Origin of the sequence: Burkholderia sp. lig30, from assembly GCF_000687455.2 — a bacterium.
GTDB lineage: Bacteria > Pseudomonadota > Gammaproteobacteria > Burkholderiales > Burkholderiaceae > Burkholderia.
In genome coordinates this window covers 114,968-130,542 of sequence record NZ_JGVW01000086.1, presented here as the reverse complement: position 1 = coordinate 130,542, position 15,575 = coordinate 114,968, and the positions used below count along the sequence as shown (strand labels likewise).

At 66.5% G+C, this 15,575-nt stretch carries 19 protein-coding genes and 1 pseudogene; 14 read left to right on the top strand and 6 right to left on the bottom strand.

The window, feature by feature from the left end:
• The first annotated feature begins 4 nt into the window (after window positions 1–4).
• Together LIG30_RS16580 and LIG30_RS16575 are read left to right on the top strand one after the other, a co-directional pair.
• Window positions 5–844, top strand: coding sequence for an SIR2 family NAD-dependent protein deacylase (locus tag LIG30_RS16580; protein WP_038713679.1), 840 nt, complete (start codon window positions 5–7; stop codon window positions 842–844).
• A 77-nt stretch (window positions 845–921) separates the two neighbouring features.
• Window positions 922–1,218: a 2Fe-2S iron-sulfur cluster-binding protein gene (locus LIG30_RS16575; RefSeq protein ID WP_038713678.1), complete on the top strand. Its 297-nt coding sequence runs from the start codon at window positions 922–924 to the stop codon at window positions 1,216–1,218.
• Window positions 1,219–1,260: 42 nt separating this feature from the next.
• Here the strand turns inward: LIG30_RS16575 and LIG30_RS16570 are convergent, their stop codons facing one another.
• The 5 genes from LIG30_RS16570 to LIG30_RS16550 all read right to left on the bottom strand — a co-directional run bounded on the left by LIG30_RS16570 (window position 1,261) and on the right by LIG30_RS16550 (window position 3,582).
• Entirely contained in the window at window positions 1,261–1,497 is a 237-nt protein-coding gene (locus tag LIG30_RS16570; protein ID WP_038713677.1) for an FmdB family zinc ribbon protein, read from the bottom strand.
• A gap of 14 nt (window positions 1,498–1,511) precedes the next feature.
• Window positions 1,512–1,949 carry an ArsC/Spx/MgsR family protein gene (locus LIG30_RS16565; protein ID WP_038713676.1) on the bottom strand — a complete coding sequence of 146 codons (438 nt, stop codon included), beginning with the start codon at window positions 1,947–1,949 and terminating at the stop codon, window positions 1,512–1,514.
• The gene (locus LIG30_RS16560) at window positions 1,946–2,323 is read right to left on the bottom strand and encodes a thiosulfate sulfurtransferase GlpE (RefSeq protein WP_083494066.1); all 378 of its coding nucleotides are present in this window, start codon (window positions 2,321–2,323) and stop codon (window positions 1,946–1,948) included. Before LIG30_RS16560 ends, LIG30_RS16565 begins: the two co-directional genes overlap by 4 nt.
• Window positions 2,320–2,883 (bottom strand): ankyrin repeat domain-containing protein, encoded by a 564-nt coding sequence (locus tag LIG30_RS16555; RefSeq protein WP_051995055.1) that lies wholly within the window; start codon window positions 2,881–2,883, stop codon window positions 2,320–2,322. Before LIG30_RS16555 ends, LIG30_RS16560 begins: the two co-directional genes overlap by 4 nt.
• 90 nt (window positions 2,884–2,973) lie before the next feature.
• Window positions 2,974–3,582: a hypothetical protein gene (locus LIG30_RS16550; RefSeq protein ID WP_038713675.1), complete on the bottom strand. Its 609-nt coding sequence runs from the start codon at window positions 3,580–3,582 to the stop codon at window positions 2,974–2,976.
• A gap of 425 nt (window positions 3,583–4,007) precedes the next feature.
• Between LIG30_RS16550 and nifH the strand changes: the two genes are divergently transcribed.
• The 11 genes from nifH to LIG30_RS16495 all read left to right on the top strand — a co-directional run bounded on the left by nifH (window position 4,008) and on the right by LIG30_RS16495 (window position 14,012).
• Window positions 4,008–4,889, top strand: a complete 882-nt coding sequence (gene nifH / locus LIG30_RS16545; RefSeq protein ID WP_038713744.1) for a nitrogenase iron protein — start codon at window positions 4,008–4,010, stop codon at window positions 4,887–4,889.
• Between the two features lie 82 nt (window positions 4,890–4,971).
• On the top strand, window positions 4,972–6,435 hold the full coding sequence (gene nifD / locus LIG30_RS16540; RefSeq protein WP_038713674.1) for a nitrogenase molybdenum-iron protein alpha chain: 1,464 nt from the start codon (window positions 4,972–4,974) through the stop codon (window positions 6,433–6,435).
• Between the two features lie 97 nt (window positions 6,436–6,532).
• A complete protein-coding gene (nifK, locus tag LIG30_RS16535; RefSeq protein ID WP_038713673.1) occupies window positions 6,533–8,092 on the top strand; it encodes a nitrogenase molybdenum-iron protein subunit beta in 1,560 nt (519 codons plus the stop codon).
• 215 nt (window positions 8,093–8,307) lie between these two features.
• Complete coding sequence (gene nifE / locus LIG30_RS16530; protein WP_038713672.1) at window positions 8,308–9,822, top strand: nitrogenase iron-molybdenum cofactor biosynthesis protein NifE; 1,515 nt, start codon at window positions 8,308–8,310, stop codon at window positions 9,820–9,822.
• A gap of 20 nt (window positions 9,823–9,842) precedes the next feature.
• A complete protein-coding gene (gene nifN / locus LIG30_RS16525; protein WP_038713671.1) occupies window positions 9,843–11,258 on the top strand; it encodes a nitrogenase iron-molybdenum cofactor biosynthesis protein NifN in 1,416 nt (471 codons plus the stop codon).
• Window positions 11,255–11,668, top strand: a complete 414-nt coding sequence (gene nifX / locus LIG30_RS16520; RefSeq protein ID WP_038713670.1) for a nitrogen fixation protein NifX — start codon at window positions 11,255–11,257, stop codon at window positions 11,666–11,668. Before nifN ends, nifX begins: the two co-directional genes overlap by 4 nt.
• Window positions 11,661–12,161 (top strand): NifX-associated nitrogen fixation protein, encoded by a 501-nt coding sequence (locus LIG30_RS16515; protein ID WP_038713669.1) that lies wholly within the window; start codon window positions 11,661–11,663, stop codon window positions 12,159–12,161. Before nifX ends, LIG30_RS16515 begins: the two co-directional genes overlap by 8 nt.
• Before the next feature lie 13 nt (window positions 12,162–12,174).
• Window positions 12,175–12,372 (top strand): CCE_0567 family metalloprotein, encoded by a 198-nt coding sequence (locus LIG30_RS16510; protein WP_038713668.1) that lies wholly within the window; start codon window positions 12,175–12,177, stop codon window positions 12,370–12,372.
• Window positions 12,373–12,386: 14 nt separating this feature from the next.
• Entirely contained in the window at window positions 12,387–12,692 is a 306-nt protein-coding gene (gene fdxB / locus LIG30_RS16505; protein ID WP_038713743.1) for a ferredoxin III, nif-specific, read from the top strand.
• A 12-nt stretch (window positions 12,693–12,704) separates the two neighbouring features.
• Window positions 12,705–13,274 (top strand): nitrogen fixation protein NifQ, encoded by a 570-nt coding sequence (locus LIG30_RS16500; RefSeq protein ID WP_038713667.1) that lies wholly within the window; start codon window positions 12,705–12,707, stop codon window positions 13,272–13,274.
• 90 nt (window positions 13,275–13,364) lie between these two features.
• Entirely contained in the window at window positions 13,365–14,012 is a 648-nt protein-coding gene (locus tag LIG30_RS16495) for an oxygen-binding protein (RefSeq protein ID WP_051995054.1), read from the top strand.
• A gap of 396 nt (window positions 14,013–14,408) precedes the next feature.
• Here the strand turns inward: LIG30_RS16495 and LIG30_RS26450 are convergent, their stop codons facing one another.
• On the bottom strand, window positions 14,409–14,870 hold the full coding sequence (locus tag LIG30_RS26450; protein ID WP_152986123.1) for a hypothetical protein: 462 nt from the start codon (window positions 14,868–14,870) through the stop codon (window positions 14,409–14,411).
• Between the two features lie 390 nt (window positions 14,871–15,260).
• On the opposite strand from LIG30_RS26450, the pseudogene LIG30_RS16490 reads away from it, so the two are divergent.
• A pseudogene (locus tag LIG30_RS16490) lies at window positions 15,261–15,503 on the top strand (transposase); the annotation flags it as partial.
• Between the last annotated feature and the right edge of the window lie 72 nt (window positions 15,504–15,575).

Here is a 15,575-nt window from a genome sequence, read left to right as displayed (position 1 = left end):
GTCCATGAGCATGTCGGTTCAGCATCTCGCCAGCCTGATTGAGGAAGGCGGCGTCATTCCCTATCTCGGCCCCGGGCTGCTCTCGCTGTGCGCGGACGCGCGCGTGCCGGCGACCCCGGACGCGCTCGCCGTGATCCTGACCGAGAAGGTCACCGTGCCGCACAAGATCCGCCGGCGGCTCACGCAGGCCGCGCAGTTCATCGAGAATTTCAAGCATCGCAAGTCGGTCGTCGGCCTGATGAACGACGCGTTCGCCGCGACGCCCGCGCCGTCCCGCCTGCATCTCGCGCTCGCGGCAAGCGGCGCGGGCCTGTATGTCGACGCGTGGTACGACGACACCTTCGCCGCGGCGCTCGCGCGCATGCGGCCGGGCGGCTGGGCGCAGGTGCAGGGGCTGTCGCAGTCCGAGCACTTCGGCCAGTGGTTCGGCGCGTACGACGCGCACGGCGCGCCGCTGCCCGACGTGCCGGCCGCCGGCACGCTGCTCTACAAGCCGATCGGCTCGCATTCGCCCGCGGCGAACTATCTGGTGTCCGACAGCGACTTCGTCGAGGTGCTGACCGAAATCGACATCCAGACGCCGATCCCGCCCGCGGTGCAGGCCTGGCGCAGCGGCCGCAGCTTCCTGTTCATCGGCTGCCGCTTCGACGACCAGCTCACGCGCAGCTTCGCGCGGCAGATCATGAAGCGCTCGTCCGACACGCACTGGGCCGTCCTGCCCGACGAGCCGACGCGCATGGAGGCGCGCTTTCTCGACGAGCAGCGCATCGAGCGGATCGCGATGCCGCTCGATGCGTTCGCCGATGCGCTGGCCGGCGCGTTGCGGCCGGCGCTGGCCGCGTGACGGTGGCGCGAAGCCGCGCGCGTCGCGCCGGGCGTCCGTACCCATTCGATGTTTTTTTCCGTTGAGAGAACCACACCATGACCAAACTGACTGTCCTGCCTTCGGGCCACACCTACGACGTCGCGGCAGGCGCGACGCTGCTTCAGGCGCTGCTCGGCGCCGGCGAGCCGATCGCGCACAAGTGCGACGGCAAGGCCGAATGCGGCGCCTGCCATCTGTTCGTCCAGGACGGGCGCAAGAGCCTGTCGAAAACCCAGCGCACGGAAAACGAAAAGCTCGACTCGATCGTCGGCGTCGGCTCGAAGTCGCGACTCGCGTGCCAGGCCGTGCTCGGCGAGGAACCGGTGACGGTCGAGCTGCTGAGCTTCGTCTGACGGAGGAGAGCGCCGCTGGCGGAGGCCGGCGGCAACGGCCCCCTAACGCAACAACTTCGCCCGCTCCGCGGCCGAGTAATGGCTCATGTGGCCTTCTTTCGCCGCCTGCTTCCGCGCGGCGGCGATGATCTCCTTGCTGCGTCCCGGCGCGGCCGGCGCGCTCACCTGCTTGTCGAGCGCGGTGCTGCCGCAGTGCGGACAAACCGGCGTCGTGCCCGTTCTGACGAGCGCCTCGAAAGGCCGGCCACAGTCCCGGCACAGATAGTCGTATAGCGGCATTGCCGATCCTCCTCTCAGTGTGACGACGCGGCGGCGCAACCCGCGGTCGCGGCCGCGCAGCCCTCGAGCCGGCCGTGCGCGACGCCGGCGCGCAGCGCCGGATCGAGCCCGATCCATTCGTGCACGCGATCGACGTCGAAACCGACCATCCGCGCGTCGTTCGCCTCCATCAGCGGCCGGCGGATCAGCAGCGGCTCGGCGAGCAGCCGCGCCAACGCGCTCGCCGCGTCGAACGACTCGGGCACGAGCCGCCCGGACTTCACGTCCGGCGCCGCGCGGTTGAACCACTCGGCCACCGGCAGCGGCTCGAGAAACGCGAACAGTGTCTTCGGCGTCCACGGCCAGCGCAGCAGGTTCCGCACGTCGAGCGTGTGGCCGGCCGCAACGAGCATCGCTTGCTGCTTCGCGTTGCCGCCGCAGCCGGGCTTTTCGTAAAACGTGACATGGGTCATGGGTGTTCCTTTCCAGGCTCAGGCTCAGGATCAGGCGGCTGGCCGCCCGGGTCCGCGCCGGCGACGCGCGCGGCCCACGCCGCATGGCCGCCGATCAGGTCGCACACCTCGGTGAAGCCGAAGTCCGCGAACATGCGCGCCCAGGTCTGGCTCGCATTGCCGTGGTAGCAGTAGATCAGGATCGGCCGGCGGCGCATCGTGCGCAGCAGCAGCGCGTCCTGGTTGTCGCGCGACAGCAGCACGGCGCCCGGCCAGCCGGTTCGCGCATGGCTGTCGGCGTCGCGCGCGTCGAGCACCAGCGCGTCCGGATGGCGGCCGCGCCATGCGTCGAGCTCGTTGACCGTCAGGCGCCGGAAAACGCGCTGACCTTTCATCGGGCGTGTTCCTCTCCGGCTGCGCCGGTTCCGCGTCCGCCGAGCCGCCGCGCGGCATGCAGCAATTGCAGGCCGCGGTCGGCGGCCATGTCGAGCGCGGTGCGGCCGTCCGGCGCGCACAGCGTGTCGCACGCGCCCTGCGCCAGCAGCAGCTGCATCACTTCGACACGCCCGCTCGCGGCAGCCTGCATCAGGCACGTGATGTCGTCGTCATTCGCGTGATCGACGTCGATCCCCGCGCCGATCAGGCGCAGGACCGGCGCGGGCGCGCCGCCGACGCACGCGTACCACAGCGCGTTGTTGCCGGCGTCGTCGAGCGCATCGACCCGCGCGCCGTCCGCGAGCAGCGCGTTCACCACGCTGTCCTCGCCCTGAAGCGCCGCGAGCATCAGCGGCGTGAGGCCGTCGACGCCGCGCGAATACGGATCGGGGAAGTCGTGCCACGCGAGCCAGGTGGCGAGCGCGGCCGGCATCCCGGCGCGCGGTGCGTCGTCGTCGCGCGCCGCGCGTCGCACGCTGCGCTCGCGCGCGACGGGAACGGAATGAGAGTGCAGGGACATGTCGATACTCCGGCCCGGGATGACGGGCATGCGTGGAACCGGCCGCCGCGCGCCGCATCGGCCGCGCGGCGGCGGTGCGGGCCTGTCCGTTCAGACGGGCCGGTTCTCGTTCGGGTTGCGCACCGGCCCCATCAGTTCGAGCCCTTCGGCGTAGGTGAGGGTGTCGAACGTGACGTCGAACTTGAGCGCCGCGTCGGCGACCGCGTCGAGCTTGCCTGCCGTGTCCTTCTTCTTCAGCTCGCCCTTCTCCAGGTACAGCAGGTCGAGCATCTCGTTGTAGACCGTCGATTCGAGGATCGGCAGCACGTAGAACATCGCGCCCTTGTACGGCACCTGGTAGCGCTTGCTCAGGTCGATGTTGTCGCAGAACAGAAAGTACTTGCCGCCGGCCGTCAGCGTGTCGCCGAGCACGTCGGCGACGTCCTTCAGGTACTCGAAGCTCAGCAGGAAGCCCGCGAAGAACGGCAGATGCGCGTCGCCGCCCGTCGCGATCGCCATCGCCTGCTCGCAGGACAGTTCCGGCGGGCGGGCCTCGTCGGCGAGGTGCGGCGCGAAGCGCAACGCAAGCTCGCCGCGAAACCCGACCCGGCCGGGCGTGTTCGTGAGCCCCTTGAGCACGGGGTTGAGCAGCCGGCCTTCCGCTTCGAGACGGGCGAATGCGGTGTCGTCGAGCGCCTTGCGGGTGAGCGTTTCGGTCATGGTGAGTCCTTGGTGTCGTCAATGTTGAACGGGGCCTGCGCATCGCACCTTCGTGCAACAACCGTACCAGGCGAACACCGCCTCGCGCGGCGTGGAAGAACGCGACAAAACCGCTTCGATCGCCTGCGCGGCGCGTGCCGTTTGCGACGAAGCGCGCAGCGATTGTCAGGAAGCCGACACGACTCGAGGGCCTTCGGCGACACCGCGAACGCCCCGGGAAAATGCGCGCGAATCCCTTGCCGGCGGGCGTTTCGGCGCAACCGGGCCGGCTTGGCACGAAAGCTGCACTGATGGCTCGGCGCGGACACTCACTGGCCGATGCGTGGTTCGACAGAAGAAGACCAACGGCGATACGAACACGGCAGGCTGACATGGTCGCGACTTCGCAACCCTGGTTTCAACCTTTTTCCTCAATGGAGCACGCAATGTCTCAACTTCGGCAAATCGCCTTCTACGGCAAAGGCGGCATCGGCAAATCCACCACGTCGCAGAACACGCTCGCGGCACTGACCGAGCTCGGCCAGAAAATCCTGATCGTCGGCTGCGATCCGAAAGCCGACTCGACCCGCCTGATCCTGCACGCGAAGGCGCAGGACACGATCCTGTCGCTCGCGGCGGAAGCCGGCTCGGTCGAGGATCTCGAGCTCGAGGACGTGATGAAGATCGGCTACAAGGACATTCGCTGCGTCGAGTCGGGCGGCCCGGAACCGGGCGTCGGCTGCGCGGGGCGCGGCGTCATCACGTCGATCAACTTCCTCGAGGAAAACGGCGCGTATGACGGCGTCGACTACGTGTCGTACGACGTGCTCGGCGACGTGGTCTGCGGCGGTTTCGCGATGCCGATCCGCGAGAACAAGGCGCAGGAAATCTACATCGTGATGTCGGGCGAGATGATGGCGATGTACGCGGCCAACAACATCTCGAAGGGCATCCTGAAGTACGCGAACAGCGGCGGCGTCCGACTCGGCGGCCTCGTCTGCAACGAGCGCCAGACCGACAAGGAGCTCGAGCTCGCCGAAGCGCTCGCCGGCATGCTCGGCACCCGGCTGATCCACTTCGTGCCGCGCGACAACATCGTGCAGCACGCGGAGCTGCGCCGCATGACCGTGATCGAATTCGCGCCCGATTCGAAGCAGGCGAACGAGTATCGCCAGCTCGCGAGCAAGGTCCACAACAACGCCGGCAACGGCACGATCCCGACGCCGATCACGATGGACCAGCTCGAAGACCTGCTGATGGAGCACGGGATCATGCAGGCGATCGACGAAACGCAAGTCGGCAAGACAGCCTCGGAGCTGACTGCCTGACGAGCGCCCGGCGACGGGCCGCCGCGCCACGCGGGCGGCGGCCCGTCCCAGGCGATGACATTTCTCACCTATGGAGCATCCCATGACCGCCACGGTTGAAGAGCGCAAGGCCGCGAACAAGGCCCTGATCGACGAAGTGCTGAAGGCCTATCCGGAGAAGATGGCCAAGCGGCGCGCCAAGCATTTGGGCACCTTCGAGGAAGGCAAGCCCGACTGTGGCGTGAAATCCAACATCAAGTCGCTGCCCGGCGTGATGACGATCCGGGGCTGCGCGTACGCCGGCTCGAAGGGCGTCGTCTGGGGGCCGATCAAGGACATGATCCACATCAGCCACGGCCCGGTCGGCTGCGGCCAGTATTCGTGGGCCGCGCGCCGCAACTACTACATCGGCACCACCGGCATCGACACCTTCGTCACGATGCAGTTCACGTCCGACTTCCAGGAAAAGGACATCGTGTTCGGCGGCGACAAGAAGCTCGACAAGATCATCGACGAGATCCAGGAGCTGTTCCCGCTCAACAAGGGCATCTCGATCCAGAGCGAATGCCCGATCGGCCTGATCGGCGACGACATCGAGGCGGTGTCCAAGCGCAAGAGCCAGCAGTACGGCAACCACACGATCGTGCCGGTGCGCTGCGAGGGCTTTCGCGGCGTGTCGCAGTCGCTCGGCCACCATCTCGCGAACGACGCGATCCGCGACTGGGTGTTCGACAAGACCGATCCGGCCAAGCGCCCCGAATTCGTGTCGACGCCGTATGACGTCGCGATCATCGGCGACTACAACATCGGCGGCGACGCCTGGTCGAGCCGCATCCTGCTCGAGGAGATCGGCCTGCGCGTGATCGCGCAGTGGTCGGGCGACGGCACGATCGCCGAGCTGGAGAACACGCCGAAGGCGAAGCTCAACGTGCTGCATTGCTACCGCTCGATGAACTACATCAGCCGCCACATGGAAGAGAAGTACGGCATCCCCTGGGTCGAATACAACTTCTTCGGCCCGAGCATGATCGAGAAGAGCCTGAGAGAAATCGCGAGCCACTTCGACGACACCATCAAGGCGAATGCCGAGAAGGTGATCGCGAAGTACCGTCCGCTGGTGGACGCGGTGATCGCGAAATACAAGCCCCGCCTGCAGGGCAAGAAAGTGATGCTGTTCGTCGGCGGGCTGCGGCCGCGCCACGTGATCGGCGCCTACGAGGACCTCGGCATGGAGGTGGTCGGCACCGGCTACGAGTTCGGCCACAACGACGACTACCAGCGCACGACGCACTACGTGAAGGACGGCACGCTGATCTACGACGACGTGACGGGTTACGAGTTCGAGAAGTTCGTCGAGCAGGTGCAGCCGGACCTCGTCGGCTCCGGGATCAAGGAGAAGTACGTGTTCCAGAAGATGGGCGTGCCGTTCCGCCAGATGCACAGCTGGGACTACTCCGGCCCGTACCACGGCTACGACGGCTTCGCGATCTTCGCGCGCGACATGGACATGGCGATCTCGAGCCCGATCTGGGGCCTCGCGAAGACGCCGTGGAAGCAAGCCGCCTGAGCGTTGCGCGCCGCATCGCACTGCACGACCGCGGCCGGCGCCCGACGAGCGCCGCGCCGGCCGCCGCCCCATTGGATTATCGAATCAGGAGTACGCCATGCCTCAATCCGCCGACAAGATTCTCGATCACGAACTGCTGTTCCGCGAGCCCGAGTATCAGGCCATTTTCCAGTCGAAGAAGGAAAACTTCGAGTTCAACCACCCGGACGAGACGGTCAAGCAGATCGTCGAGTGGACCAAGACGGAAGACTACAAGCAGAAGAACTTCGCGCGCGATTCGCTCACGGTGAACCCGGCGAAGGCCTGCCAGCCGCTCGGCGCGGTGTACGTCGCGAACGGCTTTCACAAGACCCTGTCGTTCGTGCACGGCTCGCAGGGCTGCGTCGCGTATTACCGGTCGCACTTCTCGCGCCACTTCAAGGAGCCGACGTCGTGCGTCAGCTCGTCGATGACGGAAGACGCCGCGGTGTTCGGCGGCCTGAACAACATGATCGACGGCCTCGCCAACGCCTATAACCTGTACAAGCCCGAGATGATCGCGGTGTCGACGACCTGCATGGCCGAGGTGATCGGCGACGACCTCGACGCGTTCATCAAGAACAGCAAGCAGAAGGGCAGCGTGCCGGAAGACTACGACGTGCCGTTCGCGCACACGCCGGCGTTCGTCGGCAGCCACGTGACCGGCTACGACAACGCGCTGCTCGGCATCCTCAAGCACTTCTGGGACGGCAAGGCCGGCACCACGGCGCCGCTCGTGCGCGTGCCGGACGACAGCGTGAACTTCATCGGCGGCTTCGACGGCTTCGTGGTCGGCAACATGCAGGAAATCCGCCGGATCTTCGATTTGTTCGGCGTGACGGTCAACGTCCTCTGCGACCCGTCCGAGACCTGGAACACGCCGACCGACGGCGAGTTCCGGATGTACGAGGGCGGCACGACGAAGGAGGAGGTCGAGCGCGCGCTGCATGCGAAGGCGACCTTCGTGTTCCAGGAATACTGCAGCGAGAAGACCAGCAAGTTCATCGCCGAGCACGGCCAGGAAGTCGTGGTGCTGAACGCGCCGGTCGGCGTCGCCGGCACCGACCAGTTCCTGATGGAGATCTCGCGCGTGACCGGCAAGCCGATCCCGGCCGAGCTCGAGAAGGAGCGCGGCCAGCTCGTCGACGCGATGGCCGACAGCCAGGCGCACCTGCACGGCAAGCGCTTCGCGCTGTACGGCGACCCGGACCAGATGCTCGGCTACACGCAGTTCCTGCTCGAGCTGGGCGCCGAGCCGGCGCACGTGCTCGCGACCAACGGCAACGACGCCTGGGCGGCGAAGGTGCAGGCGCTGTTCGACGCGTCGCCGTACGGCGTGGGCTGCAAGGTGTATCCGAAGCGCGACCTGTGGCACATGCGTTCGCTGCTGTACACGGAGCCGGTGGATTTCCTGATCGGCAACACCTACGGCAAGTATCTCGAGCGCGACACGAAGACGCCGCTCGTGCGCCTGGTGTTCCCGATCTTCGATCGCCACCATTACCACCGCTATCCGACCTGGGGCTATGCCGGCGCGCTGCGGATTCTCGTGATGCTGCTCGACGAATTCTTCGAGACGCTCGATGCGAACACCATCGTGCCGGCGGAGACCGACTACAGCTTCGACATCATCCGCTGAAGCGGCGGCAGCCATGACGGAACGGGGGCTCGTCAGGACGAGCGCCCGTTCCGCCGCCCGCCGATTGTCGCAATCCGTTCAAACCGTTCAACGCGCGTCTCGATGCCGACAGCCGCAAGCGTCGAACGCGCCGCGCCGCGCGGCGCCGGCGGGGTTGGCGCGAATGGTACGGAACTTGCGACTGAGCAGATACCCGACACCGCGAGGAGCCCGACATGTCCGCATCGCTGAAAGCCAAGATCGCCGAGGTATTCGACGAGCCCGGTTGCGACAAGAACCAGGGCAAGAGCGACAAGGCGCGCAAGAAAGGTTGCACGAAGCAGCTGTCGCCGGGCGCTGCCGCCGGCGGCTGCGCATTCGACGGCGCGAAGATCGCGCTGCAGCCGATCGTCGACGTCGCGCACCTGGTGCACGGGCCGATCGCCTGCGAAGGCAATTCGTGGGACAACCGGCACGCGGCGTCGTCCGGCTCGCAGCTGTACCGCACCGGCTTCACGACCGACATCAACGAGCTGGACGTGATCTACGGCGGCGAGAAGCGGCTGTTCCGGAGCGTGCGCGAGATCATCGAGAAATACGATCCGCCCGCGGTGTTCGTCTACCAGACCTGCGTGACCGCGCTGATCGGCGACGACATCGAAGCCGTCTGCAAGCGCGCGACCGAGAAGTTCGGCAAGCCGGTGATCCCCGTCAACGCGCCCGGCTTCGCGGGGCCGAAAAACCTCGGCAACAAGCTCGGCGGCGAGGCGATCCTCGACTACGTGATCGGCACGCGCGAGCCCGGGCGCACGACGCCGTACGACATCAACATCATCGGCGAATACAACCTGTCGGGCGAGCTGTGGCAGACGAAGCCGCTGCTCGACGCGCTCGGCATCCGCGTCCTGTCGTGCATCTCCGGCGACGGCCGCTACGACGAGATCGCGAGCGCGCATCGCGCGAAGGTCAACATGATGGTGTGCTCGAAGTCGATGATCAACATCGCGACGCGCATGGAGTCGCGCTACGGCATCCCGTACTTCGAAGGCTCGTTCTACGGCATCGGCGACATGAGCGACACCCTGCGGCAGATCGCGACGCTGCTGGTGCGGCAAGGCGCGGACGCCGGCCTGATCGAGCGGACCGAGCGCCTGATCGCAGCCGAGGAAGCGCGCGCGTGGCAGCGCATCGCGCGCTATCGCGAACGTCTCGCGGGCAAGCGCGTGCTGCTCATCACGGGCGGCGTGAAGTCGTGGTCGGTGGTCGCCGCGCTGCAGGAGGCGGGGCTCGAGATCGTCGGCACGAGCGTCAAGAAAAGCACGAAGGAAGACAAGGAACGGATCAAGGAGATCATGGGCGACGACGCGCACATGATCGACGACATGACGCCGCGCGAGATGTACCGGATGCTGCGCGACGCGAAGGCCGACATCATGCTGTCCGGCGGCCGCTCGCAGTTCGTCGCGCTGAAGGCGCGCATGCCGTGGCTCGACATCAACCAGGAGCGGCACCATCCGTACGCCGGCTACGAAGGCATCGTCGAGCTGGTGCACGAGATCGACCGCGCGATCCACAACCCGGTGTGGCAGCAGGTGCGGATTCCCGCGCCGTGGGGCGACGACGGCGAAACGCTCGGCGCGGTGGCCGTCGCGCCGCGGGACGCCGACGTGCCGGCTGGCGCCGCGCCGGCGTCGATGCCGCTCGGCGTCCATGCGTGGGCGATGGGCCTCGAACCTGGCGTGCCCGCCTGAACCGCCACCGGAGAATCGCAATGGCTGAAGTCGTGGAATCGAAGAAGGCCTGCACGGTCAATCCGCTCAAGATGAGCCAGCCGCTCGGCGCGAGCCTCGCGTTCATGGGGCTCGACGCGTGCATGCCGGTCATGCACGGCTCGCAAGGCTGCACGTCGTTCGGCCTCGTGCTGCTGGTGCGCCACTTCAAGGAGGCGATCCCGCTGCAGACGACCGCGATGAACGAGGTCACGACGATCCTCGGCGGCTACGAGAACATCGAGACGGCGCTGCTCAACATCCACACGCGCGCCGCGCCGAGAATCATCGCGATCTGCTCGACGGGGCTCACCGAGACCAAGGGCGACGACGTCGACGGCTACCTGAAGCGGGTGCGCCAGCGCAAACCGGAGCTGGACGGCACCGAGATCGTCTACGTGTCGACGCCGGACTACGTCGGCGGCTTCGAGGACGGTTACCGGCACGCGGTCGCGGCGATCGTGCGCGCGCTTGTGAAGCCGCTGCCCGCGAACCCGCGGCAGGTCACGCTGCTGCCGGGCAGCCACCTGTCGCCCGCCGACATCGACGAGCTGCGCGAGATCGTCGGCGCGTTCGGGCTCGACGCGATCGTGCTGCCTGACATCTCGGGCTCGCTCGACGGCCACATTCCGCCGGACTGGCGCGGCACGACGCTCGGCGGGACGACGCTGGAACAGATTCGCGCGGCGGGCGCGTCGGCGTTCACGATCGGCGTCGGCGAGCAGACCCGCACGGCGGCCGACGCGCTGCACGCGATCACCGGCGCGCCGTTCGAGATCTTCGAGCGGCTCACGGGCGTCGAGCCGAACGACCGGCTGCTGGTGCGGCTCGCGCAGCTCGCGGGCCGGCCGGTGCCGGACAAGTACCGCCGGCAGCGCAGCCGCCTGCTCGACGCGATGCTCGACGGCCACTTCCACACGGGCGGCATCAAGGTCGCGATCGGCGCGGAGCCGGATCTCCTGCTGGCGCTCGGCGGCCTGCTGCACGAGATGGGCGCCGAGCTGCAGTGCTGCGTGAGCACGACCGCATCGCCCGCGCATGCGTGGCTGCCCGCGGCACAGGTGCTGCTCGGCGACCTCGAGGACATGGAGCAGGGCGCGGCCGGCTGCGACCTGCTGATCACCCATTCGCACGGCCGGCAGATGGCGGCGCGGCTGGACCGGCCGCTGATGCGCGTCGGCTTTCCGGTGTTCGACCGCGTCGGCAACGCGCACCGCTGCCAGGTCGGCTATCGCGGCACGATGAACCTGATCTTCGAGATCGCGAACCTGATGATCGAGCGGATTCCGCATCACGGCCCGGGCGACTGGCCGCTGCCGCCCGAGGCCGTCGATCTCGCCGCGCGCGACCCGGCCCGCGCGATCGACATTCCGGTCGTCGCGGCATCCCCCGTATTCGAGAAGGAGCACACAGCATGAAGATCGCATTCGCGACGCAGGACAAGCAGCAGGTCGACGCGCATTTCGGCTGGGCGAAGAGCATCGTCACGTACGACGTGACGCCCGCCGGCTACGCATTCGTCGAGGCCTTCGAGTTCGACGGCAAGCTCGAGGAGGACGGCGACGAGGACAAGCTCGCGCCGAAGCTCGACGCGATCAGGGATTGCGCGATTCTTTACGTGGCCGCCATCGGCGGGTCGGGCGCGGCGCGGGTCGTCGCGCTGAAGATCCACCCGATCAAGGTGCCGCAGCCGGAGCCGATCGAGGAAATCCTCGTGAAGCTGCAGCAGGTGCTCAAGGGCACGCCGCCGCCGTGGCTGCGCAAGGCGCTCGCGAAGGACGGCGAGCGGTCATTCGATTTCGAAGACGACGAGGTATCCCATGGCTGACGCCATCATCGACACGCATTCCGACACGGCCGGCGACGACGGCGACGACGCACTGCTCGCGACGCCGTTCGTCCAGCAGCTCGTCAAGCAGCTGCGCGCGCAGGACACCCACGGCACGTGGGATCGCAAGAGCGACCTGCAGCTGCTCAAGCCGTACATCCTGACGAGCGACGAGCGCCGCGCGATCCCGATCATCGGCGATCCGGACCCCGAGACGCTGTGGCGGCTCGAACTGTTCTACAACGCGATCGCGGTCGCGATCGAGCGCGAGACGCGGCAGATGGTGTCGCCGATGATGAAGATGAGCCACGAGGGCTTCGGCCGGATGGTGCTGATCGCGGGGCGGCTCGTTGTCGTCAACAAGCAGTTGCGCGACGTGCACCGCTTCGGCTTCCCGTCGCTCGCGAAGCTCGCCGACGCGGGCGGCAGATTCCTGAACGAGGCGGTCGAGATGATCCGCGCGTATCCGGCCGTCGCGCAGTACGGCGCATGACAGGGAGCAACCGATGACGAACGACGCAGACGAACTCAAGGCGCGCCTGAAGAAGCTCAACGCGCAGGCGACGCAGGCGAAGATGGACCTGCACGACCTGTCCGAGGAGTTGCCGACCCACTGGGAGCAGATCCTGTCGGTCGCGCAGCGCTGCCACGACGCGCACGCCGCGCTGATGGAAGCCCGCAAGGCGGCGGCCGCCGCCGCGTGACGGAGGAACCCGACATGAGCGAAACCTTCAGCGTGACACTGCCGAGCGGCGAGACCTGGACGCCGACCTTCGTGTCCACGCTCGACGAGGACAAATGCATCGGCTGCGGGCGGTGCTTTCGGGTGTGTCCGCGCGGCGTGCTCGAGCTGGTCGGCGTCGACGAGGACGGCGCGCATATCGCGCTCGACGGCGACGACGAAGACGACGAGTACGAGAAGAAGGTGATGACGATCGCGCACCGGGCGCTGTGCATCGGCTGCACCGCGTGCGCGAAGATCTGCCCGAAGAAGTGCTACACGCACGCGGCGGCGCAGGTGTGACGGGCGCCGACGATGGACGCCCGCTCGATCCTGATGCGCTGCGCGCTCGACGCGCGCGATCCGACGGCGCTCGCCTTCGCCGGCGTGCTCGCGCCCGCGCTCGATCGCGGCGGCGCGCGCGCCTGGCCGATCGGCGGGCTCGACGAGCCGCGCACGCGCCGCATGCTGGACCGCTGGTTTCCGGGCGCGGCTCTCGCGCTCGCGGTCGGCGCGCAGCCCGCCGCCACGTCGCCGCCGGACGCGGCGCGCGGCGATGAATTCGACGATCTGGTCGCGCTGTTCGTCGAGCACGCCGACCCGCACGCGGGCCGGCGCGACGAGGCAGGCTGGGTCGCCTGCCTGCTCGCGAGCGCATGCGGCGGCGACAACCATTTGTGGCAGGACCTCGGATTGCCGTCGCGGCGGGAGCTGTCCGCGCTGATCGGACGCTGGTTTCCGCAGCTCGCGGCGAAGAACGCGCACGACATGAAGTGGAAGAAGTTCTTCTACAAGCAGTTGTGCGAGCGCGAGGGGCTGTTCGTGTGCCGCGCGCCCAGTTGCGGCGCGTGCTCAGATTACGTTCATTGCTTCGGCCCGGAGTAGGGGCGCGCGGCACGGAACGTGCTTTGTCATGGGAACCGTTGTATACGTCGGTATATAACCGACAAACCGAACAAGGAGCACGACACGCTCATGGACACGATCCCAGGCAAGCCGCCCCGCGCGCGCTGGACGCCCTGCACGCGCGCCTGCTACCGGACGCTGCAGTGGCCGGTCACGCATCGCCCCCCCGAACGACGCGAGTCCGGCGCGCCGGCCGTCTGCCCGCCGCTGCCGGCGCCGCCGCATCGTCTGCTCGCGATCTGCGCGGAAGCCGGGCTGCGCGATCTGGTCCGGCATCACATGCGCCGCCTGAAGACGACGCCGCTGTTCGCCCGCGCGGGCGGGTGTTTCGACTGCATCGTCGAGCGGGTCGCGGACTTCGTCGTCGAATCGTGCGGCGGGCCGCTTTATTACAGCCAGCGCCACGCGCACCTCGCGGCGGGCGCGGGGCTGCCGCTGCTGCTCGACGAGGAAGGGCGGGAGCTGTGGCTGGTGCAGCTGTGGCACGCGTTCGACGACGTCGGTTTTCCGAATGCGCTGCGCGCCGATTTCTGGGGCTGGGCGGAGCCGCTGTCGGTGCAGCTGCTCGCGCCGCACGCGCGCCACGCCGGCCTGACCCGCTATTCGTACGACACCGTGCGGAGCTGGTTTGCGACGCCGCCCGCGCAATCCGGGGAATCGAGGGAATCCGGGGCCTCGGGCTGCGGCCGGCCGCCGGTGTGCCGGCGCCACGGTTGACGCCGCTGCGGCGCCGCGTCGCGGGCGGAATGGAGATCGTTCGCCAGATGGTCTCATTGAGGTGGTTGCGGGCCTGAGGCGATGCAGTGAACTACCGCTTCACGCTGCAGCCGTGGCTACGGGGCAGCACGCGGTTAGGGTGCATCAGGGGCGTCGGGGGCGTCCCAGGTCACCGACGCGTGATCGGTATCCATCAGCGCCTGATTTGACGAAATGCCGCCTGGATTGACAACCGAGCGGCAAGCCACGACGGCTGGCCAATCATGCAGCCCCTGTAATTTTTATCAGCCTTACCCTACATTGTCTGGCGATATTATTAACCCGCTTTCAAATGTGATATTTATGAGCGGGCTGCAAACACACTTAACAGATGAAGTCTGATCCTTCTAAGAGCCGTTAAGGAATGTTTTGCAGATCTTCCCTAAAGATTTCGGAATGGCTGCCGAAATACGGAATATGGGTCATGCGGAACAGGTTGCATGGACTATTGGAAACGGCACAAAGACCCGAAAGGGCGCCGCCTGCGACCGATAAACACCTGTGACGCAAATGCATTACGTCGCTGCAGTCAATATTAAAAAATAGCCTTCGTGGCTCCGGGTTAATAATGCCAAAAACAAACGCCATTGAGCGGCTCGCGATACTGAGAGTTATCGCGACCGCCGCACCGTTCAGCGTCGAGTCCGTCAGGCCTGCGCTCGTTCCTCTTTCCGCGTCCGTTGCAGCGCATCCGATCAGGTAGCGCAAGCAGGACCATTCCGCGAGACAAGCAATCAGGCATGCGCGATCCAAAGGATCGAGGCGCATGACGTCCTTCGTTCCCAGCCAACCAGCACCAAAATGAAATGAAGCAATCACGATTTGACCGACTCTTGCAGAGCAGAAGCTGGAAAGGAGCTTGTGCCCGAGTAACGCTGGTGGTCCTCGTCTATATCGGACTTGTCTACCTTCCGGATGCCATTGCGTGGGGTTCTAAACATTGGGGTCTAACGCCCATGTCTGCACGCCAAGTAGCAAGCCACGGCACAATCGTGTCGATTTATAGGGTTGCATTCATCATTGCGCTTTCAATCGAAGCCATCGGATGGGGCGTAGTGGCCGTGAGGAAGTATCGCAAAAGCGGGCAATCAAACTGAAACGCGCGTGTGGATAGACTTGTACAACCGGCAGTTGCATCAGAGTGAGTGGACCGGCCAGCCTTTCGTAGACATCTTCGAGCCATAATTTATGGCAACCGAGGAGGTCAGTATGAGCGGCAAGCGGTACACGGATGAGTTCAAGATCGAGGCAGTCAAGCAGGTGACGGAGCGAGGTCATTCGGTGGCAGACGTGGCCCAGCGATTGGGCATTACGACGCATAGCCTGTATGCCTGGCGAGCGAAGTTCGGGAAGCCGGATGTCGTGCGGCAAGCAGAGCTGGACCAAAGCGCCGAGGTACGGCGACTGAAGGCCGAGCTCAAGCGGGTGACCGAGGAGCGCGACATTCTAAAAAATAGGTTCTTCACGGATTAGCGTGAAGGCGGCGCCCAAAAAGGAAAGCGGTGCCCGAAGGAATAGACTGGT